This window comes from Cellvibrio sp. (assembly GCF_039207905.1).
GTDB lineage: Bacteria > Pseudomonadota > Gammaproteobacteria > Pseudomonadales > Cellvibrionaceae > Cellvibrio.
Genome location: NZ_JBCECX010000015.1, coordinates 20,963 through 43,785 on the forward strand (window position 1 = coordinate 20,963; position 22,823 = coordinate 43,785).

Consider the following 22,823-nt stretch of genomic DNA (forward strand, 5'->3'; position numbering starts at 1 on the left):
TCGTTTTTTATTTATCTTTGCCGGCTACTCGTGTCAGGTAGCGCTCAATCGCACGCGTCGCCGCGACAAAACCAAACGTCCCCGTCACCATCACGCTGGAGCCAAAACCGCCAGCGCAATCGAGTTTTACGCCGTCGGCCAGCGCTTGTTTGTCCATGCACACTGAACCGTCCGGTTTTGGGTAGACCATTTGCTCGGTGGAGTAGACGGCATCAACGCGGAATTTGCGGTTTTTATCGCGCGCAAAATTGTGGTGGCGATAAAGTTGGCTGCGCACTTTGGCGAGCATAGGGTCGCTGATGCTGCGGCCCAAATCATCCACGGTTACTGCTTGTGGATCGCGCTTGCCGCCCGAAGAGCCGATGGTAATCAGGCGCACTTTAATCGCGAGGCAGTAGGCCACCAAACGCGCTTTCAAATGCGCCGCATCGATTGCATCGATCACCACGTGGTGCTGTTTACCGATCAGGGTTTTCATATTGTCCTGATCGATGAAATCCTCAATCGAATGAATCACCAATTCCGGGTTGATATCGCGCAAGCGCTCGGTGATCACCTGGTTTTTGGAGCGGCCAAGATTGGATTTGAGTGCGTGTGATTGGCGATTGGTATTGGTAACGCAAACCTCATCCATCTCGATCAATGTCAGCTCGCCCACACCGGAGCGCGCCAGTGCTTCCGCTACCCAGGTGCCGACACCGCCCAGTCCGATCACCGCAAAATGTGCATTAGCCAATGCGGGCAGCGCATCCTGTCCATATAACCGGGCGAGGCCGCCAAAGCGTTGGAGATAGTCCGGGGAGACGGGTTTGTTCATAAGCGACTCTGAATAAAGGTTGGCTGGGTTAGCAACCTAAGGATACAGCAATAAATTTGGCGGCTTTTTAACGGAGATAGCGCACAAACGCAAGGTTGGGCGCCGGTAATTTTGGCGCATTCTGCTACACTCAGGAAGCATCAGGGATTTAATTTACTAGCAGTGTTAACGACGAGTGCTTCATGAATAGATCGGCAGCAGCAACGGCTTATTTGATTGACGATGACAGTATCACCCTCGAATTGATGAGCGGTATTGTGGAACCCATAGGCGTCGAGCCCGTGTGTTTTAACAGTGCCGAAGCCTTTCTGAGCGCCTATTCTCCGCTGCCTTGCGAATGTGTGATTTCTGATATGCGCATGCCCGGCGTCAGCGGTTTACAGCTGCACAAAGCCTTGCAAGAGCGCTACGCAGTGCCGCCGCCGCTGATTATCGTCACTGGCTATGCCGAGGTCAGTGCGGCAGTGGAAGCGATGAAGCAGGGCGCGTTTGATTTCGTCGAAAAGCCGATTAATGGCCACCAATTTTTAGAGAAGCTGCAAGCGGCTCTCTCACTCAGCCGCCAGTTGCACCAACAGCGTTTGTATCTGGCTGCGCGGGAAGCGCGCATGGCGTTGCTCACCCCGAAAGAGCAGGAAGTCCTGCAAGCGGTACTCGATGGTCTGCCCAGTAAAGATATCGCCAGCAAACTCAACCTGAGTGTGCGCACGGTTGAAAACCATCGCGCACGTATTATGGAAAAACTGCGCGTGAATTCAGCCCTGGAATTGATGCGCGATTTTATGCAACCTGTCGCTGCGCGCTAAGCTTCTACTTACCCTGATCCCCATCCGTCACACATAGTGCAAGCTATACAGACATAGCGCCGCGATTTTTGCGCGGCGCTTTCATCACTCATCCTCATTACCTTCCTTATCTCCCTTTATCCAGCGAGCTGCGCTTCTGATTATTTTTCCGGGCGAATTAGTATTTTTTATCATTTGGTCGCCTAGGGATTTACGAGCAGAAAATGCAGGCGGTGATACCGGTTTGGTTGCCGGGTCGGCCGCTTTTTTCAGGTTTGGATGAGGGCATCGCGCAATGAAATGGTTTATGGGGCTCAGCCTCGCCGCAAAATTACTGACTACGTTTATCACCCTTGCGTTAATTACCGCTGGCGTTGGCGTGTACGGGCTACAAAATATTGTACGCGTGGGCCATTTGATGAGCGATATGTACAACAACAATCTGGTGGCTATCGATAACCTCTCCACTTCCTACAGCCGCTTTTTGGTGTATACCCGCGCAGTCACCCGCCTGCCTTCGCAAACGCCGGAAGACATCAAGGAAACCCAAACGCGCATGGTGACCCATTGGGCTAATTCGTCGAAAAGTTTTGAGCTGTACACCCAATCGGATTTGGATGCAGACGAAAAAGTGCTGGTCGAAAAAATGAAAAAGGCCAAAGAAACTTATTTGGTTTTGGCTGATAAGCTGGCGGCGTTACTGTTAGACGGCAAGGTCGCGGAAGCAACGGTATTGAGCGATAACGAATTGCGCCTCGCCAGTTATGAGATTGAAGAAGCCTACGCGGCTTTGATTGAAGGCAACAATAAACAGGGCGCAGAAGCTGATGTAAGAGGCAAGGCAGCAATTGCCGAAATGCGCAGTGTGATGATTGTGATTATTCTGGTGTCCATGGGGTTAGCTATAGGCTTCGGCCTGTTTGTCACGCGCATAGTGACCCGTCAATTGGGCGGTGAACCGGATTATGCCAATCAGGTGGTACGCCAAATCGCCGAAGGTGATTTGACGGTTGCGATCCAATTGCGCAAAGGCGATACCACCAGTTTGCTTGCGGCCATGAGTAATATGGTGGGCCGCCTTACCGATGTGATCCGTCAAGTTGCCAGTTCAGCTGAAGCGCTGGCGGCAGCGTCCGAGCAAATTTCCGCTTCATCTAACACCCTCGCGCAAAATGCGGCAAATCAGGCCTCCAGCGTGGAAGAAACCAGCGCATCTATGGAAGAGATTGCCTCTACCGTCGCGCAAAATGCGGATAACGCCAACATCACCGACGGTATGGCTTCCGAGTCATCGCGCCACGCCAAAGAAGGCGGTGGAGCGGTTAGCCAAACCGTGGAGGCGATGAAATCTATCGCTGCGAAAATCGGCATCATTGATGACATCGCCTACCAAACCAATTTGCTCGCGCTCAATGCCGCTATTGAAGCAGGCCGTGCCGGTGAGCATGGTCGCGGTTTTGCGGTAGTGGCAGCCGAGGTGCGCAAGCTGGCCGAACGCTCGCAAGTTGCGGCGCAGGAGATTGGAACCCTGGCAACATCCAGCGTCAATACTGCCGAGCAAGCGGGCCGCTTGCTGGGTGAGATGGTGCCATCGATTGCGAAAACGGCGGATTTGGTGCGCGAGATCGCCGCTGCCTCGCTTGAGCAACGCACCGGTCTTGACCAGATCAATATGGCAATTGCCGATCTATCCCTCACCACCCAAACCAATGCTTCTGCCTCGGAAGAGTTGACCGCAACGGCTGAAGAGATGAGTAGCCAGGCGTTGCAGCTCAAAGAAGTCATGGGCTTTTTCCGCACCTGATCGAGATGCCAGATCCTTGGGATTTACCTCTGCTGTAGCCGTTATCCTGCAGCTACAGCGGAACCGGCCTATGGATTGGGTCATTGCTGACAAGGTTGTCCTAGGGGTAATTCCTCACGCCACCTGAGTATTTTTACTCTCACCGGTTTTTTGCCAAACCCCCACACTGGGAACCACTGCAACTGGTGTCCAAAGTGCCCGGTAAATAGCTCCCGTAATTCGCAATAAGGTTTTATTCACGCTCATCAATATATTCGCTCTTAACAGTCAAGGAACCACCTAATGAACAGACCTTTGATTTCATCAATGACTCCAACCAGGCAGGTGGCCTAAGACCATGGGCTCCCAAACTCAAATCAGCTCTTTTGCATTCCACAAGATTCGCGATTACGTGCATCGCACGGCGGGTATTATTATCGGTGCAGATAAAACTGCATTGGTGACTGGCCGTCTGTGGCGTCGACTGGAGCTGTTCGGGTTTGATAGTTATGAAGCCTATTTTTCGTTTGTCTCCAGCCCCAAGGGTGCGCAAGAGCGCAATACCATGCTGGATTTATTGACCACCAACGAAACCTATTTTTTCCGCGAGCCAGCGCATTTTAATTTCCTGCGCGATGAAATTATTCCGCAGCAGGGCTACAACAAAATGCGCGTCTGGTGCGCAGCTTCATCCACTGGTGAAGAAGCTCACAGTATCGCAATGGTGCTGGCCGATACCTTGGGTAAAACCAATTGGGATATTTTGGCCACCGACATTTCCGGCAAAGTGCTTGAACACGCCCGCACGGGTGTATACCGCGCTGAACGCATCAACCAAATTCCTGAAGATTACCTCAAAAATTATTGCCGTCGCGGTATTGGTGAATACGAAGGTATGCTTGCGGTAGTACCGTCACTGCGCTCGCACATCACCTTCGAACAACACAATCTGTTAAATGCCCGCGAAGACGATGCGCAATTCGATGTTATTTTTTTGCGCAATGTAATGATTTATTTCGACAACGCAACCAAGCAAAAAGTGGTTGAAAATTTATTGCGCGCACTGCGTCCTGGTGGTTGGTTAATTCTGGGGCATTGCGAGAGCTTACAAGGTTTGAATACTGGCCTGACCACTGTGCGGCCATCGATTTATCGCAAGCCGCAAGCAGCCGCTGCATTCAAGCGTTTTGCAAGTTAACCGGAACAGGTAGCTATTAATGTGTATAAATTTGCTATTCTTCCGTACTTCGGAGCTTCTGAGCGATTTATGATTTCTCTTAATACATCAGCGAACCTGAGCCAGGCCGTCAACCTGCATGAAAATATTCATGAGCGTGGCGTAATGGTTGTCGATGACAGCAGCATGCACAGATACAGTGCGCATCTGTGCTTGCGCGCGTTTGGAATTAATCAGGTATACGAAGCGGCCAATGGTAAATTGGCGATGGATCAATTGGGTCAGCTCGCACAAGTTCCGGCGGTGATGTTGCTCGATTTGGAAATGCCGGTAATGGACGGCATTGAAGTGCTGCAACAATTGGCGGAGTTATCGCACAAACCTGCTGTGGTTCTCGCGAGCAGTTCCGATGAAGTGCTTATCAGTGCAGTTGCCACTATGGCTGAAGCCTTGGGAATTACCTTGCTCGGCGCATTTCGCAAGCCAGTAAACCCAACCGATTTAGCGGACGCGCTCAATAGTTACAACTCCGGTATTTGTCCATTGGATGCCGCATCCGGCGATGCGGTCAGCACCGATGTCGGGCAATTAAAAACCGCATTGGATCGCGCGCGCATCCAGGTGTATTACCAACCAAAAATTGATCTTGAATCCATGCGTGTAGCGGGCGTTGAAGCGCTGGCGCGTTGGAAAAATCATCAAGGTGAATGGGTTCAGCCAAGCGTATTTATTCCTTTGGCCGAAGAGCACGGTTTGATTGGCGACTTGACCCTCTCGGTGCTCGATCAGGTTTTGCAGGATATGAATAGTTGGTGGGACCAGGGCCAGTATATTCCCGTGGCCATCAATCTCTCCGCTAAATCTCTCGCTGAATTTAACCTGGCCAACGAAATTATCCAGCGCGTTATCCGTCAGGGTATTCCTGCGCACTACCTCACCTTTGAAATTACCGAGAGCGCATTGGTGGTGGATCTACCATCTGCATTGGCTACTATCAGCCGCTTGCGCCTCAAAGGTTTTGGCATTTCTATCGATGATTACGGCACGGGTTTTTCATCCATGCAGCAGTTGTCGCGCTTCCCCTTTTCCGAATTGAAAATAGATCGCTCGTTTATTAACGGCGCGCCGGCGCGACAATATATGCGCAATATTTTGAAATCGGCCATCGAAATGGGTCAACGTTTAGGAATTACTACCGTTGCAGAAGGTGTAGAGACCGAAGCCGAGCTACACTTGCTCAAAAGCCTGGGTTGTAAACAGGTGCAGGGCTTCTTATTAGCGCGACCCATGCCGGGGCGCGATCTGATAGGCTGGGTCGAACAGGATCTACAACGTAAATCAACCATATGCCAAACCTCAAGTATTGGATAAACAAACACTTTCGATTTTTCTCGCTAGTCAATCCCACCCTGTTATCGGCAGCGCTAGCAATAGTGCTGCTATTTTTTTTTACTACCCTCGCATTGCGCCACATCCACTCCAGCCAGGAGCGGGTAATCCGCGCGCATTTACAAACCTCACTTAATTCCTTCTCTGAGTTGATCACTATCTGGCAGCAGCAGAATCTCGGTGCGCTGCAAATGCTGGTTAATTCGTCGCAAGGTAAAATTTTATTAAAACAAGTGTTGTTGGAGCAGGGCGATAATCCTGTGACTCACGAGGCTTTGGGCGATTGGCTTTATCCTGTGCTGACCGTAATGGGCTTTGATGGTTTTTCGGTGATTAATCACGAGCGGATTATTGTGGCGGCCAGCACCAGTTCCTATCGCAAACAACCAGTGCTGTTGCCCGAGACGATGGAAGTACTGGATAAAGCGCTTACACGGCGCCCGGCAATTTCCCGCCCGGTGGTGGCAATTCGCCCGCTTGATGGCCCGCGTGGCCTGCAACCGGCGGGTTCACTTATGCAAAACATGTGCGTGTTATTTGAATCGGAAGTTACCGCGCCCGGTTATTTTTGTTTGCGTTTTAATACGCAATCGAGTTTTTTCCCGATTTTTTTTAAAGGCCGCAATGGCGCTTCCGGCGAAATTTATGCAATCGATAATCACGGCCGCTTTATCACCCCACCGCGTTTTGGGTCGACCAATTTAACCAGTACCGAGCCCCACTGGGATGACTCGCGTATCGGCACAGAGGTTAAAGTTCCCGACGCTGATGGTGAACCCGGAGTGCTGACAGAAATGGTGGATTTTTTAATTAATCGTGAAGCCGGTTTTATTAAAATTGGTTACGACGATTATCGCGGTATGTCGGTCGCGGGTGCTGGTCGTTGGATTAGCGAAATGGAGTTGGGCGTTATCATCGAGCAGGATGTGCGTGAGGCAATGGCTCCCTATCTCGCATCGCGCAATATTATTATTGGTTTAAGTTTGAGTGCGATTGTGTTGATTGTGGTCTTGACCATGACCGCAATTGCCAACCGTCGTCGTTTGATTGTGCGCGAAGGCCGCTTCCGTTCGCTGCTCGATAATTTGCCTGCGGCGACACATATGACCTCAGTAGATCATCGCCTATTGGTGGTGAATCCTGCGTTTTGCAAACTTATGAAAATAGATAAGAGTGATTTGCTCGGCCGCAACCTCCACGAAGTTCCTGCACCCAAATGGCTTACGCCCTTGATGCAAGCTGAAGAACATATTGGTCCCGAATCCTACTGGAATGATTTTATTACTGCGCTGCGTGATCCCGATGGAAAACAGTGTTATTACCGCATTGTGCGCTTCCCTGTTATTTACAGCGAAGAACAAATTCCCCATTCATTTGCCTGCTTATGGATGGATGCAACCGATCAGGTAATCACCAGCCAGCGCTTGGCAGAGGTGAATCACAATCTTGAATATTTGGTAAATGAACGCACCCATGAATTGATGCGCGCAAAAGATGAAGCGCTTGCTGCATCGCAAGCCAAAGCCGAATTCCTCGCCAATATGAGCCATGAAATTCGCACGCCGTTAAATGCGATTATCGGTCTTGCGCACATTGCACTCGCGAGTAAACCTGAACCGAGGCAGCGTACCTATTTGGAAAAAATGCGCGGCTCGGGTGAGCATTTGTTGCAAGTTATCAATGATATTTTAAATTTCTCGCGGATGGAGGCGGGCAAGCTCGCACTCGACCACAGCGAATTTTCGATTGATCAATTAATCGATAAAGTTGTTGATTTGATTTGGGAAAAAGCGGCAGAAAAAGGTTTGGACGTTAAGGTCAATATCGACAAAAATATTCCACCTCGATTGCTTGGTGATGCGCTGCGGCTCGGGCAAATCCTTATCAATTTTTGTGCGAATGCGGTGAAATTTACCGATCAAGGCAGCATCAGTATTCGCGTCACCCAGGTGCGCGATTGGCAAGAGCGGGTTGAATTATTATTTGAAGTGGAAGATTCTGGTATTGGAATAGATGCGGATAAGTTGGAAAAATTGTTTAAACCTTTCCAGCAAGTCGACTCATCCAGCACCCGCCGGTTTGAAGGAACAGGCTTGGGTTTATCTATCTGCAAAAATCTCGCTGAATTAATGAACGCGCATATCGATGTAAAAAGCCAGTTGGGGCAGGGTAGTTGTTTTATGCTGCGGGTGCAATTGGAAAAAAATAATCGGCAAGTCGCACCAGCGAACCTGATCAAAGCAGCTACTGCACCAACCAAATTAACACCGATTAATTGCACCGTATTAGTGGTGGAAGATAATTTATTGAATCAGGAGATTATGCTGTCGCTATTGGAATCCATGGAGGTAAAAGCGCTCTGCGTTGGCTCCGGGCCTGAGGCGATTGCAGCGATTCAACAACAGGTTTTTGATTTGGTATTAATGGATATCCAATTGCCTGGTATGGATGGCGTAGAAGCGACGGCGCGCATTCGTGAACTGGCTGTAGGTAAACATTTGCCTATAGTGGCCGTCACCGCCAATGCATTGCCGGGCGATAAAGAAACTTATCTGGCAGCGGGAATGGATGACTATTTATCCAAGCCCATTGAACCGACCCAATTACATCAGGTGTTAGAGCTGTGGGGCCACACCTGCCGCCTTGCGGAAAGTTTGGTGCCCAAGGCGAACACGTTTGAATTTTTACAACATGGTGGCATAGACACCGCACGCGCGCTGCATAATCTGATGAACAACGAGGCGTTGTATCGTCGCCTGCTGGAACGTTTTGCTCAGGAACGCGCTCAATTTCCTGATCAATTACGTCAGCTTTTGGTGGCTAATTTATCGGAGGCACTTAATCAGGTGCACTCGCTTAAATCGCTAGCGGGCAGTTTAGGGATGAATCAACTGGAGATTATTTGTTTTAATCTTGAACAGCAGTTACACACCGGAAAATACGAAAGTGCATTGGTTGCTGAATTGAATGAGCAATTGACTGCGATGGTGGAATTAGTGAGTCGCTGTTTACTAATTAAACCGGCAGTATAAATATTGCGCGTTAAAAAATGTAAAAGCGAAAGAAATTTCGCTCTTTTTTGTTTTAACTCAAAGTATTTTTATTCACGTCACAATGGTATGTTATAGCTGATAGAGTGCGCGCCGCGTACCTTGCATTTCAATGTTTACTGTTTAAAGGAAACGTATTTTGTCTTCCGAGCCTCCGTCGAGCCCGCAAAACCCAACCCTGATTTCATCCATACCCTTCCGCATTTCCGCCCGACTGATGGTAGTTGGTTTGGTAATGATGACCGCGTTCATTACCTCCTGCTTTGCTATAGGCTTGCAGTATTATTTCAGTCGCAGCATGGCGATTGATAATGCACTAGCCAACTATCAAGCGACTGCAAAAAACACCGGAACCTTTATTGAAGCTATTGAAAAACGGGCGAGCCAGGTCGCCAGTGTAGTGGTGCAATATCCACTGTTGATTGATGCAGAAAATGAAGCGCCGGGTGTACGTGATCTGTTTGCACAGATCATCCGCAACAACAATATTTTTTACAGTCTTTATCTGGGCATGCCCAATGGCCGCTTCTATGAACTGATTAATCTGGAGAATAGCCAGGGGGTACGCACTAGCATCAAGGCTAATGTGGAAGATCGCTGGGTAGTCAATACGGTAAGCGAGGTTGATGGTAAACGCGTTCGGCGGTTGGATTATTTTGATGCTGCATTTCATTTGCGCACCACTAGTTATGAAGCCAGCGATTACGATCCGCGCACTCGTCCGTGGTTTAAAAACGCACATGAAAATAGTGTAGAAAAATCCCTGCCCTATGTATTTCCGTATCAGCAAGTTACCGGGCAGACCTATGCGATCCGTTTGCCCAGCTCTGGTGCTGTACTGGGGATCGATATCACCCTCGAATCTTTCTCAGAATATTTGCAGCAACAGCAGCGTGGTGCTGAAGGGGAAATTTTTGTTTATCGCGATTCGGGTGAGGTGCTGGCATCAACGCTTGCAATAAAAGAATTACCCTACAAGGAACTGATTGATATAACAAAAATTGGTTATGTAGATAATGAATTACAGAGATTCGAACTCAATGGAGAAAAATATTTTGCCTATGTGACTCCGTTAGGACAACTTCACAACCAGCCAGATTATTTTGCGGTTGTTGTTCCGGCGAGCAAGATAGTACAGGACAGTTTGGATCGCATTTCGGTTTCTATTATCGTGTCCGGTAGTTGTTTGCTATTGCTTTTGCCGCTGTGTTGGTTGGTGGCAAATCCGGTGGTTAAGCCGATCAGTAAATTGTTTGAAAAAAGCATCAGTGTTAAAGAGCGGCAATATAATCAGGTGCAATATCACCCGAGTATGATCAAGGAAATTGATGAACTCTCTCGCGCTATGGTCGATATGGCTGCATCGATTCGCAAACACGAACAGGAGCAGCGTGATTTAATGGAGGCTTTTATTAAATTAATTGCCGAAGCCATCGACCAAAAATCACCTTACACCGGCGGCCATTGCGAGCGAGTGCCCGAGTTGGCATTAATGCTGGTGGACGCTGCTGTCGCTTCCACTGATCCAGCGTTTAAGGATTTTTCATTTGCATCAGAAGAAGAGTATCGGGAGTTCAGGATTGCTGCCTGGTTACATGACTGTGGAAAAATTACCGTACCGGAACATGTTGCCGACAAGGGCAGCAAACTGGAGGCAATTTATAATCGCATCCACGAAGTGCGTATGCGTTTTGAAGTCTTGTGGCGCGATGCGGAAATCGTTTATTTAAAATCCATCGCAGAGCATCCACAAGCAGCTGATCAAATTAAAACTGAATTGGAGCAGCAACGTCGTAAGTTACATGATGATTTTGCGTTTATCGCCAAATCCAATATTGGTGGTGAATTTTTTAGTCAGGCAGATAGCGAGCGTTTGCAGGAAATTGCACAGATCACTTGGGAGCGCCATTTTGATAATCGCCTCGGACTGTCGCCGGTAGAAGAAGTGCGTTTCAGTCAGGGGGATGTCGCACTTCCAGTGCAGGAATATTTACTGGCGGATAAGCCGGAGCACATTATTGCGCGCACCGGCGGTGTGGAGCATCATGCCCGTTACAACATCAAAATGGATGTGCCTGAGCATCTCTACAACATGGGCGAGCTTCATAATTTGGCTATTGCGCGCGGCACTCTAACTCCAGAGGACCGATTTAAAATCAATGAACATATGATCAGTACCATTCGTATGTTGGAGGGGCTGCCGTTTCCGGCGGAGCTGGCGCGGGTGCCAAAGTATGCATCCACCCACCATGAGACTATGAAAGGCACTGGCTATCCACGCAAACTAAAAGGGGAGGACTTATCTATTCCGGAACGGATACTGGCAGTGGCTGATATTTTTGAAGCCTTGACGGCGGCTGATCGCCCCTATAAAAAAGCCAAGTCGATGAGCGAATCCATTGCTATATTGCACAAAATGATGCTTGATGAGCATATTGATCGCGATGTATTTGAATTATTTCTAACAAGTGGTACCTATATGAATTATGCGCAGCGGTTTCTTGCACCTGCGCAAATTGATGAAGTGGATGTACAGCAATACCTCATACGAAAATGATAATAAACTGACTAACCGTGTTTCCGGAGGCTTTATGCATACAATCATGGTATTAACTGCTGGTTTTGTATTATTGTTTTTTTGCTTGTTAGTTGCGCGCGCGTTCGCGGGGCCGGGGCTCACACCTATGCGGCGCGGTGTACAAGTTTTTATTCCGCTCTGGTTTATTGTGACCGCAGTGAATATGTGGGTCGGTGTTACGCAGGCGGGTTACACTTTTATGCAAGAGTTACCGCTGTTTATTTTAAATTTCGCTGTTCCTGCTGCTGCGGCAGTTTTTCTCTGGTGGCGATTCACCCATTTCAAAAAAGGAACCTGATGCATGTTGTCGCTATTGCGGACACGTGGCAGCGACCATAGTGGCAAAGTCACTATGGTCGAATTGTTTTTCGACCTCGTATTTGTATTTGCTATCACCCAAATATCCCATTCCCTGTTAGCCAATTTAACGCTCGACGGTGCGCTCAAACATTTCCTATTGTTATTAGCGGTATGGTGGGTTTGGATTTATACCTCCTGGGTAACCAATTGGCTTGACCCGGACCGATTGCCGGTGCGTTTATGTTTATTCGCACTCATGTTGGCTGGCTTGCTAATGTCAGTGTCTATTCCCGATGCATTTGGTGAGCGCGGATTATTATTCGCCAGCGCCTATGTGTGTATGCAAGTAGGGCGCACAGCATTTTTCCTGTATGCAATCCGCAATAGTGCTCGTCATTTTGTGCGTAGCTTCCAGCGGATTTTTATTTGGTTGTGTCTGTCTGCAATCTTCTGGATTGCCGGTGGGCTTGCGGAAGGGCCTACGCGATTTTTATTGTGGTGCATCGCTTTTTTTATTGAATTTATTTCACCTGCCGCACTTTTTTGGGTGCCGGGTTTGGGGCGTGGGAGCACAATGGATTGGGATGTGGAAGGCAATCACATGGCCGAGCGTTGCGCACTGTTTGTGATTATTGCCTTGGGCGAATCGCTGCTGGTGACTGGTGCTACTTTTTCCGACCAACAATGGGATGGAAAAGTGATCGCCGCTTTTTTAGTTGCAGTGACAGGGTCAATCGCGCTTTGGTGGATTTATTTTGATTCCGGTCTGGAACGCGCCCATCATCGCATTCTTGGCTCCGCTGATCCTGGCAGCCAGGCGCGGCTTGCGTACACCTATCTGCACGCACCTATTGTTGCCGGCATTATCGTGTGCGCTGTTGCGGATGAGTTGGTGCTCGTTCATCCCGATCACGCATCTGCTGCGGGTATAGCGGCAATCTTCGGCGGCCCTGCACTCTATTTGCTCGGTTGTATGTTGTTTAAGTGGGTAACTAATGATCGGCGTGCGCCGCCTTTGTCACACCTGATTGGTATTTTGTTGTTAATACTATTGGTTCCCATAGCATCGCTATTGCATTGGTCTGCGTTGGCGATGAGCGCCGCTACTACCGGCGTACTTATTATTGTAGCGGCATGGGAAAATTGTTCGCTGAAAAAGGAAGTGATAAGCGCTCACTAATGCGCAGCAAAAAGTAAATAAAAAAATCGCAGGTTAATAGCCTGCGATTTTTTTTTGGTACTCCTACTATATCCACGACAATTGCTGCCGGCTTTACTGCTTGATTTTTAGCTTGATAAATCTTCAGTTTGATAAAGGGTCGCTACCGGAGTGGCAGGGTGGTTTCCCCACTCTGCCCATGCACCCGGATAACCGATAATATCAAACCCCAATATTTTCCCCAGCAGCCAAGTGAAGCTGGAGCGATGGTGTGTTTGGCAGTGAGTGATAATTTTTTTATCGCCGCTGATCCCCGCGCGATTTAATTCTGTGCGAATTATATCGATGTTACGCACCCGGTCATCATTTGCACGATCTATTGCGTTTTCCCAGTTGTAATTAATCGCTCCGGGAATGTGCCCGCGACGCTGGGCCATAACTCGCTCACCTGAAAATTCTTCGGGAGTGCGTGCATCCCATATCTGCACATCTTCATCACGATAATGATTCAACAAGTAATCAAGGTTTATTTGTGGTTTTGCAATTAATGATGTGAGTGGATATTGCACTGATGTTGCTACCGCAGGTTCAACTTCATAAGGCAAATCTTCGGCAAGCCATGCGTGGATACCGCCATCGAGAAAACTGAAATGCTGATGGCTAAAGGCATCAAGCAGCCACAAAAAACGCGCAGCCCGCGTACCACCTTCATCATCGTAAGCAACGACATGAGTTTCAGGTGTTACACCAATTTCTGTGAGTAGTGCTGCTACATCTTCTAGCGCTGGCGCCAGACCAGGTACAGGCAATTCGCCTTTCTGTAGTCGACGATAATCAACGTGAATTGCACCGGGAATATGTGCCTGGGAGTAAACTGTTGATTTTCCAACATCTACAACAATCAGGTTTTGTTCGCCCAAATGAGCAGAAAGTTCTTTGCCGGAAATGAGTAGCGGAAAGCGAGCCATAGTTGCCTTTGTATAACTTTACATATTTAAAAATAATTTAATATTTTTTTGGGTCACGTTGAGAATTGTTTTCAAATTGAATTTGGTTTGTTTGAAAAGCAAACAACACTCTCAATGTTTATTCAAAAAATAAAATTCACATTTCAGATGAAAACTATAACAAAAGCAGAATGATGGCTTAAACAGTCATTAAGTTATTAGCATATAAATAATGAATCTAGATATTGCCGGATTTTAAATTGGCATTAAAAGCTGTTGTGTTTACCATGGCGCCATAATGCACAGTAAATGCATTTATGTTATCGAAGACACACGCCTATCACGGAAGTAGGAACTTATAGGACATAGCTAGAGTTTGCCTACTCGCGCAGTAACGGATTCTCCTTCGCTTTTTTATTTCCACATTGTGGTTGGAAATTTTTTGTTCGCAACAGCGCATCGATCTGTACCAAACAGCCAACATGCGCTGAACAAATAGTATCTATTAAAAAATTTGTAAGACCCGCCTGGTTACTAGATCACTAATACCATCGGCGGATGGTATCTATTTGTCTTTTTTTTACCAAGCACAGGATTACTACAATGAAATCAACCGTTCACAGCATTCGTAAACGACCGTTAATCGTTACCTTATTAATCAGTATCGGCCTTGCACTCACCGGTTGCGGTGGTGAAGCCAGCAAAGATAAGGATACAACTCCCGTTACTCCACCTGAGCAAGCACAATTCAAGGTGAATACACCTAAGGATATCGCGCAGGAGTCAGCCGAAAATTACGATGACAACCTCAATGGTGTTATCACCGGAAAAACCTTGAAGCGTTGGATCAGCAATTGGGAAAAAGAGCGTCCGGCAGGCATTACCGGCAAGCTTGTTATTTTCCAGGCAACAAAAGGCCGCGCTGGTTTTGAATTTATCAAACCTAACAACACCAATGTATTTACTTATTTGGAAAACACCTGGCGTGAGCCGCGCTTTAATGGCGTGACTGAAATTGAAGGTATTGTTATTTCCGGTGAAACCACCGATGCATTGGTACGTAGATACGGTATCGATCTGAAAAACGATTTGATTTTGTGTGCGCAAGGTACTGGTGGTAGCGCAGCAATGGATCAAGGCCGCTGCTGGTACACCTTCCGTTATTGGGGCGTAGATGCAAAAAATCTCGCGATCCTCGACGGCGGAAATAATTTCCTGAGCGGTACCTGGACTGCTGAAGATTTTACTGCGACTGCATTTAGTGGCGCTGTAGCAAATCAACCAAGCCCGATCATTAATAAGCCCGTTAGCAGTGTGCGCGATTTAGGTGTTGATAACACCATTTTGCAAGCAACTGCGCAGGATTTGATTAATGTGTTGCCAACTCACGATACCAACAACACCAAAGATGGTTATTTCTTGTGGGATGGCCGCAGCCTTGACCAATTCAGTGCAGGCGAAGCGAGTGAGGCTGGCGGCGTATTAACCAACCGTTACTCCAGCTTCCAAAATAATGCTCCGCGTCAAAGTCACCCACGCGGTGCATTGAATTTGAACTGGACCAACTTGATTGATACTGCAACCGGTTTATTTAAAACCAAAGCACAACTGCGCGCTTATTTGGAAGGCAATATCGATGCGGCCGGTAAAGGTTTTGTTGATGGTACTTACAAACATGTAGGTGCAGGCAATGCGTATCAAAAAGGCGACCAGATTATTTTGTGGTGTGAAACTGCTGCACGTGCGGCGGTAACACAAATTGCTGCTGTAGTGGTATTGGGTTTGCCAACCCGTATTTACGACGCATCTATGATCGAGTGGAACTCTCTCAGTGCTGGATTTACCGATAAGGATGGCCATTTAATCCTTGCCAAAAATTCACCTTGGGATACCGCTGCATTATCTGCACCTTACTTCCCTAACAAACCGGAGTTGATCAATCCACGCGATGCGGAATACACCGCTGCTGCGCCGCGCATCCTGGATGGTTTTGGTGCAAATACCTACCAGGTTATCAATGAAGATAAAGCCTACATTCGTCCGGCTGCTGCAAGTTCTTCTGCAGGTAGTGGCAACACCAGCAGTGGCAGCAGTAGCTCAAAAGGCGTAACGCTTCCATCCAATCCTTGCGGCGGTTAATCGCGCAAAAAATGGTGAGCCTGGAGATGCAGGCTCACCCTTTACGGAGAAATAGCGATGAGAATTTTTTCCAGAAGCTTGTTGTGCGCGCTAAGTCTTGCGCTGTTATCGCCAGTTTTTGCATTCGCTGAGGATTCGGTTAACACCGGTGACGCGAGCGATAAGAGTGGTGCCAGCGAGGAACGAGGCAATAAGACAATAGTGCTTGAGCCTGCACGGGAAAACTCCAGCCCGAGCCTTGATCCGCTGAGCCAGGAGCTAAAGAAAAAATCGAAGCGCCTGCGTTTCCGTGATGGCCCTTTGTGTTTGTGTGCTGATGGTTTGCAGGAAAAAGATATTAAAAAGGCAAAGCAAAACGCCGGTGATATCGACAGCAGCACTGACAAAAACGGAACCGAAAAACAGACAACTGATTAATCGAGCAACCGCAACCGGAGCTACAGAATCCGGTGAAAACAAAAGGTAATTCGCCGTGAAATCGCTTTATCAAATTTTAAAAAAATCGTTACAGCATTTAGCAAAAGCAACTGCGCTTACTTCTATTTTGTGGGCAGCGTTATTTGTCGTTAGCAGTGCAATTGCAGTGGGTGGATATTATTTGGAAACCCGCACGCAACCAGTGGCTGTGGCAAACCCTGTACCTGCAATTCAGCAATCTATTGTTAGCAATGATGCATGGGGCGCAGAGGCATTGGAAATTATTCATGAGCAGGCGCGCGAGTTATCGCCAATTGCATTTGCCAATGCCTGCGGACTGGGTGCTTCCAGTTGCTTCCGTTGCCACAACGACAAACGTGCAAAAGCGCCTAATTATTCTCCTGTCGATGCGCCCTGGCACGCCCAACACAAGAGTGTGAATTACTCCTGTACTGGCTGCCATCAGGGAAATCCGCGCATTCTCAAGCAGGAAATCGCCCACAAAAATTTAGTCGTCAATGCTGTATCCCAGTCGGAAAAAACCTGTGCTACCTGTCACTCGGGCGAAGAAACGACCCGTCTACTTTCAGTGTATCGCACAAGTCATCCACGTCTATTTGAAAATGTAGAAGGTATTAATCCGTGAAAACCTTATCCAGCATTTGGTTAAAAAATCCGTTGGTACTGGCATTAGCGGCCGGGGTTTCTTCCGCAGCTTATGCAGGTCCAACAATTGAATTTGGCGATGAAAGCTCGCTGCAATTTAACTACGCCTTGCAAGTATGGGCAACCAACAGCAGCTATACGTCTAACAACCACGATGGCGATACTACCGATATTTATTTACGTCGCAACCGCATCACCTTGAGCGGCCAGTACAACGATTACGTTGGTTTCTATGCACAATTGGAAGCCGGTAATGACAGTAAGGCAGGGCAGGATGACCGCGAAGTTTATTACCGCGATGCTTACGTCACGCTTGATTACTCCGATGAATATCGTTTTATCGTCGGCCGTTTTAAAAATACGTTCTCGCGTGAGAACCTGGAAGCTTGTCTTGAGCCGTTAACGTTGGATCGTAGCGATATTTCCTACACGCCGTTTGCGGGTACGCGTGATACCGGTGCGGCAATTTGGGGCAACCTTGCCGACGCCAAATTCCAGTATCGGTTAATGATTGCTGATGGTCGTGAAGGCGATTATGTGCCGATTAAATCGCCGCGTGTGACAACGCGTGTGCACTGGAGCTTTTTAGATCCGGAATACGATTACGGTTATCGCGGTACTTATTTGGGTACGCGTAAAATTCTGACCATCGGCGCTGCGTACGATTATCAAGCCGATGCCGCTTATGCGGATTACGAAAATCGTGAAGAGATCAAAGATTATTCGGCCTGGACAGTGGATGGTTTTGTTGAGTATCCATTTAAAAGTGGTACTTACACATTTTCGGCCGCTTACTTTAATTACGATTTAGGTGATGCAATTAATCTGTTACCCGACCCTGAATTACCGTCGAACACCCAGCAAGACGGTATTTATGTGAAAGCGGGTTATTTGTTCCCGAATCCTGTTGGTCCTGGCCGTTTGCAATTGTTTGCCCGTCACGATGGAACTGAATACGACCTCCCCGGTGGTACTTTGGATAGACGTGTATTTAGTGGCGGTGCGAACTATTACATCGATGGACAGCGCATTAAATTAACTCTCGAATATCGTCGCAATGATTATGCGAATCCGGTGGAGTCAGTTCCTTCATTGCAGGATAACTACCAAACAACATTTGGATTCCAATTTATTTTGTAATGAAAGGGTTAATTCATGCAGGGGCTTAGCACCACTGCCACGACGGCGACGAAAAGTCGCCGCCGTGGTTATTTATTCTCTGCAGCCATCGCTATCGTTGTGTTGGCTGTGTCGCTGGTCTATCTCGCGGTAGATGCACGTTTTATTTATTTGTTGGTCTATGCCTGGTTTGGTGTGGTGTACGGCATCTTTTTGCAGTACGGCCGTTTTTGTATGGCATCGGCAATTCGTGATTTGTTTGCCGTCGGTGTGCCGCGTATGGCCGTGGGTGTGCTTATCGCGATTATTCTCTACGCGGTTATTTCCGCCTTTATCCAGGATGCTGGTTTTAATAGTTTTCATGCGCATCCGCTGGGCTGGCATGTATTGATTGGCGGTTTGATTTTTGGTTTGGGCATGGTATTCAGCGGCGGCTGTGCATCGAGTTCACTGTATAAAACCGGTGAGGGCAATCTGGCTGGTGCATTGGTATTGTTTTCCATTTCGTTTTCACAGGCGTGGTTTGTCAGTGCTGGCGGTTGGTTAAATAATCTTGTGCCGGAAGCCTGGACTGCCGCAGCGGCCAATGCGCAAATGCCCGATGAACTTTCCGCAACCGATGGTTGGTTTGATCAATTTACTGCGGGTTATTTGTGGGAATTAAATGGTACTACCGCGGCTACTTTATCTGGCTGGGGCGAGAATCTCGGTAATTATTTATTCGCTAATGCGTTTGTCGTGGCGATTTTGCCGTCGCTGATTTTATTAGTGTTGTTGTATCGCTTTAACTACCGCAAAATTTTTATTCGCCAACACCCGTTGCCTGCATCAAGCCGCATTTCTTTCGCTTACGAATTGAAAGGCATATGGTCGATGTTCACTCAATCGCGCAACACGGCAATTGCCGGTGTCGGTTTGGGTATTTTTGCCGGGTTGCATATGTTACTCACTGGCGAATTGCGCGAGCACTACAACATATTTAACTTCGGTGAATTGTTAGCGGAGATGGGTTATACATCCGGTTTATCCATTCAGGACAGTGTATTTGATCCGGGTTACTGGTACATCACCACTCAGGAAGCGCAGTGGGGCGGTTGGGTGTTAGATAAATTGGGTTTCAATATGATGGATAATATTTTCTTCGGTTTGGAAAATGGCATACCCAATCCACTGTTGAATGCACCGGGCATGATGTCCATCGGGATTATCCTCGGCGCAGCAATGCTGGCGAATATTACCGGTGAATTTAAATGGAAATGGCCTAACACCGAAACCGTTATCCTTGCGTTAGTTGGCGGTGCATTAATGGGCTTGGGCTCGCGTATCGGTATGGGCTGTAACATCGGCGCCTTTTTTGCGACTGTCACTAACGGCGATATCAGCGGCTGGGTATTCCTTGCGGGTATGACGATTGGTGGTTACTTCGCGGTCAAAGCGATTAAAGCCTGGATTGATTGGCAGTTGTCACGTACCGCAGATTTTTAATACGCGCACAGCAGATTTTTATTGGTAGTACAGGTGGAGAACAGAAAATGGGTCTAAAGTTAAAAGAGTCTGTCGTTTTTGAAGAAATTGAAAATGGCAATTTTTCATTGGATGTGCGCGGCTATGGTTGCCCACATGTGCAGATCTATACTGAAAAAGCGCTGAAGAAAATCGACAGTGGCAAAAGTTTAACTGTGGTGTTTGATAATCCATCTTCAGGTGAGTCGATCACTTATTTGTGCACCGCCAGCGGCGACGATCTATTCGCGCGCGACGAGCAAGCCGGCACATTTACCTGGTCGATCCGCAAAGCCTGATTTAAAACCGGAACAGGATCTAATGAAATTACGCAATGCAATTCCTGTTGCCGGTTTAGTGTTAGTTGCGGTCGCAGCGCTTTTCTGGTGGTTGAATAGATCACCGGATGCTGCGACTGTTATTCCCCAACCTTCAGTCGCTGCAAATACACAATCCCACGCTGTTTCATCAACAGATCCAGTGGCTGCGTTTTTAGCATCTCATTGGCGCGATCCTTTGCCGCCGCAAGGCAAACCTCCTGCACACTTTTCTCACGGCGAAGCATCGCTCGCGCCCGAGAGTTGTGGTCAATGTCATCAGGAACAATTTCGCGATTGGTCGCAAAGTTTGCACAGCCACACCATGGGCGCTGGAATTTTATGGCAATTCCAATTAATGCCGCAGGAGGACGCAAACAAATGCATGAAATGCCATGCACCGCTCGCCGAACAAAAAGCATTGGTTGCGCAGAGCCACGGTTGGCCTAATGCGCCTACACAAGCACCACCTGCATATGTGCCTGCGGATTTAGGTCATCAAGGTTTGGTGTGTGCTGCATGCCATGTGCGCAATCACCAACGCTTTGGGCCAGAGCCGCGCAAAGAAATCGCTGCAGTATTACCGCACGATGGTTTTACTATCGCACCGGCATTTTCCGACGGCCGTTTTTGTGCGACTTGCCATCAATTTCCTGAAGACGGTCCGCGCACCAATAACAAATTGCGTGAAGATACCTATGCGCAGTGGCAAGCTTCTTCTTATGGTAAAGCAGGGCAACAATGCCAGTCGTGCCATATGCCTGATCGCAAGCACCAATGGCGTGGTATTCACGACCAGCAGATGGTGACTAAAGCATTGACTACAGTGCTGACGCGCGACGGCAACCAAATTCATGTCGATATTATCAATACCGGTGCCGGACATTATTTTCCAACTTATATGGTTCCAAAAGTCACGGTGGAATTGCGCTATCACGAAAAAAATGCAGCGCAATTTAGGTTGCTGGCAAGCGATATTATCGGTTGGAATGTTGATATAGGGCTTGAACAGGAAGTGTTTGATACACGAATTCCTGCCGGAGAAAAACGGCGCATCAGCGTGGCCTTGCCTGCTGGTTACAGCGAAGGTGGAATTGTAGATGTCTATCTGGTTGTTAAGCCGCGCGAACACTACGAGCGCACATTTATGTCGGTGTTGGATCAGCGCGATAAGCTGGATGCTACCACCTTGGGCTTATTGGAAACCGCTTACAAAGAGGCGGTTGCTACTCAATTCCAATTTACCCTTGCGTCGCATCCTTTAAATAACAACTAACAATTTTTCTGCAGCTCAAACGATGGTTGTTAAATAGATCGGATAAAAACGAAAAACTCCTGTGCGTGCGCAATCAGGTACAGCAAGCAACCGATACACCCACCGACAATTGTGCCGTTGATACGAATATATTGCAGGTCTTTGCCGATATTCAATTCGATCTGGCGTGACATTTCTTTGCTATCCCAACCTTTTACCGTATCGCGAATATGGGTGGTGAGGAACTGCGCAAAATCCGGAGCCATTTTGCTTGCTGCATCTTCCATATGTTGGTTGAGCGATTGGCGCAAGCTTGCATCTTCCGCCAAGGTCTTTCCTAACCATTGACCTGCGTTGCTTATTTTTTGATGCAGCACTGAATGTTCATCGACGCAATCGCGTTTGAGCCAATCCTTTAGATCGCGCCAGAGTTCACCCATATACGTATTGAACGCTTCATCATTTTTTAAATAGCGTTTAATCGCTTCTGCTTTTTCAAAAAACTCAGGGTCAGTTTTCAAGCGGGTAATAAAATCTTTGGTGTAAGCATCAAATTTAATGCGCAATTGATGCTCAGGGTTTTCATTAATTTCATTCAATAAACGGCTTGCGGCTTTAACTGCTATGTCGGCGCCGGTGCGGCCAACCCAGCCAGAGGGCATAATTTTTTCGGCAACGGGATGTTCTTCTTTCAGCCAATTGACAATCCCTTCGGCGATAAACACCTGTGTTTCTTCTTCCGCCAAAATCGATGCAAATTGATTAATACCTTCGTTAAGTAATGCTTGATGGCGGTTATCTTTGGTTAATACTTCCAGCAACATGCCTGCTGATTGGGATAAATCAATTTTATCCAGCATGGCATGAATAGCCTTGGTCATAAATTTGTGAACTGCGCGGTCTTCAATAAAATCGAGCATGCCAGCGGTGACTTTGACCAAATAAGTACCCATGGTTTTGGCGTTGTCGGCAGAACTCAACCAATCCGCTGCTTTTTGTGCGGGATCGTGTTTTTGGATTAGGGCAACCAGTGAATTCACATCCAGAAATTTATCGCGCACAAAAATCGCGAGATTGTCGGCAATTTTATCTTTGTTCTTGGGGATAATTTCAGTATGGGCGGAGACGATGGGAATGGGAACGCGTTTAAAGAGCGCCACTACCGCAAACCAATCAGCCAATGCTCCCACCATCGCCGCTTCTGAAATTGCGCGGATCAGACCAACCCACCAACGCTCAGCAGGTAAGAATAGCGTGGTGATAAACGTGAGTGCAGCAAACGCCAGAAAGTAAAGCGCAAGGCGTTTGGATTTTCGTAATTCAATTTCTTTAGTCATTGAGGGCTCACTTGGTTTTCCTTTAAGTGCACAACCTTGGCAATTATTATCCTTCTGGCAGTGACCCTCAATAATTAAATGTTAG

General features: G+C 47.8%; 18 protein-coding genes. 15 read left to right on the forward strand and 3 right to left on the reverse strand.

The annotated features are described in order from the left end of the window. Positions 1–7 precede the first annotated feature (7 nt). Positions 8–817: a tRNA cyclic N6-threonylcarbamoyladenosine(37) synthase TcdA gene (gene tcdA / locus AAGC78_RS10835; protein ID WP_435784095.1), complete on the reverse strand. Its 810-nt coding sequence runs from the start codon at positions 815–817 to the stop codon at positions 8–10. 182 nt (positions 818–999) lie between these two features. Here tcdA and AAGC78_RS10840 point away from each other — a divergent pair, with 182 nt between their 5' ends. From AAGC78_RS10840 to AAGC78_RS10875, 8 genes are all read left to right on the forward strand, one after another. Further along, a complete protein-coding gene (locus AAGC78_RS10840) occupies positions 1,000–1,623 on the forward strand; it encodes a response regulator transcription factor (RefSeq protein WP_435784096.1) in 624 nt (207 codons plus the stop codon). Positions 1,624–1,897: 274 nt separating this feature from the next. After that, on the forward strand, positions 1,898–3,406 hold the full coding sequence (locus AAGC78_RS10845; RefSeq protein WP_435784097.1) for a methyl-accepting chemotaxis protein: 1,509 nt from the start codon (positions 1,898–1,900) through the stop codon (positions 3,404–3,406). Between the two features lie 337 nt (positions 3,407–3,743). Further along, positions 3,744–4,583, forward strand: a complete 840-nt coding sequence (locus AAGC78_RS10850) for a CheR family methyltransferase (RefSeq protein ID WP_435784098.1) — start codon at positions 3,744–3,746, stop codon at positions 4,581–4,583. 69 nt (positions 4,584–4,652) lie between these two features. Continuing rightward, positions 4,653–5,933 (forward strand): EAL domain-containing response regulator, encoded by a 1,281-nt coding sequence (locus AAGC78_RS10855; RefSeq protein ID WP_435784099.1) that lies wholly within the window; start codon positions 4,653–4,655, stop codon positions 5,931–5,933. After that, positions 5,909–8,983 (forward strand): ATP-binding protein, encoded by a 3,075-nt coding sequence (locus AAGC78_RS10860; RefSeq protein ID WP_435784100.1) that lies wholly within the window; start codon positions 5,909–5,911, stop codon positions 8,981–8,983. Before AAGC78_RS10855 ends, AAGC78_RS10860 begins: the two co-directional genes overlap by 25 nt. Positions 8,984–9,140: 157 nt before the next feature. Further along, positions 9,141–11,558 (forward strand): HD domain-containing phosphohydrolase, encoded by a 2,418-nt coding sequence (locus AAGC78_RS10865; RefSeq protein WP_435784101.1) that lies wholly within the window; start codon positions 9,141–9,143, stop codon positions 11,556–11,558. Positions 11,559–11,592: 34 nt separating this feature from the next. Then, the gene (locus AAGC78_RS10870; RefSeq protein ID WP_435784102.1) at positions 11,593–11,877 is read left to right on the forward strand and encodes a hypothetical protein; all 285 of its coding nucleotides are present in this window, start codon (positions 11,593–11,595) and stop codon (positions 11,875–11,877) included. A gap of 3 nt (positions 11,878–11,880) precedes the next feature. Then, on the forward strand, positions 11,881–13,059 hold the full coding sequence (locus AAGC78_RS10875; RefSeq protein WP_435784103.1) for a low temperature requirement protein A: 1,179 nt from the start codon (positions 11,881–11,883) through the stop codon (positions 13,057–13,059). 107 nt (positions 13,060–13,166) lie between these two features. On the opposite strand, the gene AAGC78_RS10880 is transcribed toward AAGC78_RS10875, so the two are convergent. Then, a complete protein-coding gene (locus AAGC78_RS10880; RefSeq protein WP_435784104.1) occupies positions 13,167–14,006 on the reverse strand; it encodes a sulfurtransferase in 840 nt (279 codons plus the stop codon). 582 nt (positions 14,007–14,588) lie between these two features. Between AAGC78_RS10880 and AAGC78_RS10885 the strand changes: the two genes are divergently transcribed. Genes AAGC78_RS10885 through AAGC78_RS10915 form a run of 7 tightly spaced genes read left to right on the forward strand, consistent with a single transcriptional unit; the run spans position 14,589 to position 21,422 of the window. Continuing rightward, the gene (locus AAGC78_RS10885; protein ID WP_435784105.1) at positions 14,589–16,124 is read left to right on the forward strand and encodes a sulfurtransferase; all 1,536 of its coding nucleotides are present in this window, start codon (positions 14,589–14,591) and stop codon (positions 16,122–16,124) included. 57 nt (positions 16,125–16,181) lie between these two features. Continuing rightward, a complete protein-coding gene (locus AAGC78_RS10890) occupies positions 16,182–16,541 on the forward strand; it encodes a hypothetical protein (RefSeq protein WP_435784106.1) in 360 nt (119 codons plus the stop codon). Positions 16,542–16,596: 55 nt separating this feature from the next. Next, on the forward strand, positions 16,597–17,187 hold the full coding sequence (locus AAGC78_RS10895; RefSeq protein ID WP_435784107.1) for a hypothetical protein: 591 nt from the start codon (positions 16,597–16,599) through the stop codon (positions 17,185–17,187). After that, on the forward strand, positions 17,184–18,347 hold the full coding sequence (extI, locus tag AAGC78_RS10900) for a selenite/tellurite reduction operon porin ExtI (RefSeq protein WP_435784108.1): 1,164 nt from the start codon (positions 17,184–17,186) through the stop codon (positions 18,345–18,347). The genes AAGC78_RS10895 and extI overlap by 4 nt, the downstream gene beginning before the upstream one ends. A gap of 15 nt (positions 18,348–18,362) precedes the next feature. Continuing rightward, positions 18,363–19,811, forward strand: coding sequence for a YeeE/YedE family protein (locus AAGC78_RS10905; RefSeq protein ID WP_435784109.1), 1,449 nt, complete (start codon positions 18,363–18,365; stop codon positions 19,809–19,811). A 47-nt stretch (positions 19,812–19,858) separates the two neighbouring features. Continuing rightward, the gene (locus tag AAGC78_RS10910) at positions 19,859–20,128 is read left to right on the forward strand and encodes a sulfurtransferase TusA family protein (protein ID WP_435784110.1); all 270 of its coding nucleotides are present in this window, start codon (positions 19,859–19,861) and stop codon (positions 20,126–20,128) included. 22 nt (positions 20,129–20,150) lie between these two features. Beyond that, a complete protein-coding gene (locus AAGC78_RS10915) occupies positions 20,151–21,422 on the forward strand; it encodes a multiheme c-type cytochrome (RefSeq protein ID WP_435784111.1) in 1,272 nt (423 codons plus the stop codon). A 29-nt stretch (positions 21,423–21,451) separates the two neighbouring features. On the opposite strand, the gene AAGC78_RS10920 is transcribed toward AAGC78_RS10915, so the two are convergent. After that, positions 21,452–22,738, reverse strand: coding sequence for a DUF445 domain-containing protein (locus AAGC78_RS10920; RefSeq protein WP_435784112.1), 1,287 nt, complete (start codon positions 22,736–22,738; stop codon positions 21,452–21,454). Between the last annotated feature and the right edge of the window lie 85 nt (positions 22,739–22,823).

Bases quoted from the DNA above. Each gene is read 5' to 3' on its own strand.
- AAGC78_RS10840 (WP_435784096.1), top strand. From the start codon at position 1,000: ATGAATAGATCGGCAGCAGCAACGGCTTATTTGATTGACGATGACAGT.
- AAGC78_RS10855 (WP_435784099.1), top strand. From the start codon at position 4,653: ATGATTTCTCTTAATACATCAGCGAACCTGAGCCAGGCCGTCAACCTG.
- AAGC78_RS10915 (WP_435784111.1), top strand. From the start codon at position 20,151: ATGAAATTACGCAATGCAATTCCTGTTGCCGGTTTAGTGTTAGTTGCG.
- AAGC78_RS10910 (WP_435784110.1), top strand. From the start codon at position 19,859: ATGGGTCTAAAGTTAAAAGAGTCTGTCGTTTTTGAAGAAATTGAAAAT.
- AAGC78_RS10870 (WP_435784102.1), top strand. From the start codon at position 11,593: ATGCATACAATCATGGTATTAACTGCTGGTTTTGTATTATTGTTTTTT.
- AAGC78_RS10885 (WP_435784105.1), top strand. From the start codon at position 14,589: ATGAAATCAACCGTTCACAGCATTCGTAAACGACCGTTAATCGTTACC.
- AAGC78_RS10875 (WP_435784103.1), top strand. From the start codon at position 11,881: ATGTTGTCGCTATTGCGGACACGTGGCAGCGACCATAGTGGCAAAGTC.
- AAGC78_RS10860 (WP_435784100.1), top strand. From the start codon at position 5,909: ATGCCAAACCTCAAGTATTGGATAAACAAACACTTTCGATTTTTCTCG.
- AAGC78_RS10890 (WP_435784106.1), top strand. From the start codon at position 16,182: ATGAGAATTTTTTCCAGAAGCTTGTTGTGCGCGCTAAGTCTTGCGCTG.
- AAGC78_RS10850 (WP_435784098.1), top strand. From the start codon at position 3,744: ATGGGCTCCCAAACTCAAATCAGCTCTTTTGCATTCCACAAGATTCGC.
- tcdA (WP_435784095.1), bottom strand. From the start codon at position 817: ATGAACAAACCCGTCTCCCCGGACTATCTCCAACGCTTTGGCGGCCTC.
- AAGC78_RS10905 (WP_435784109.1), top strand. From the start codon at position 18,363: ATGCAGGGGCTTAGCACCACTGCCACGACGGCGACGAAAAGTCGCCGC.
- AAGC78_RS10920 (WP_435784112.1), bottom strand. From the start codon at position 22,738: ATGACTAAAGAAATTGAATTACGAAAATCCAAACGCCTTGCGCTTTAC.
- AAGC78_RS10845 (WP_435784097.1), top strand. From the start codon at position 1,898: ATGAAATGGTTTATGGGGCTCAGCCTCGCCGCAAAATTACTGACTACG.
- AAGC78_RS10880 (WP_435784104.1), bottom strand. From the start codon at position 14,006: ATGGCTCGCTTTCCGCTACTCATTTCCGGCAAAGAACTTTCTGCTCAT.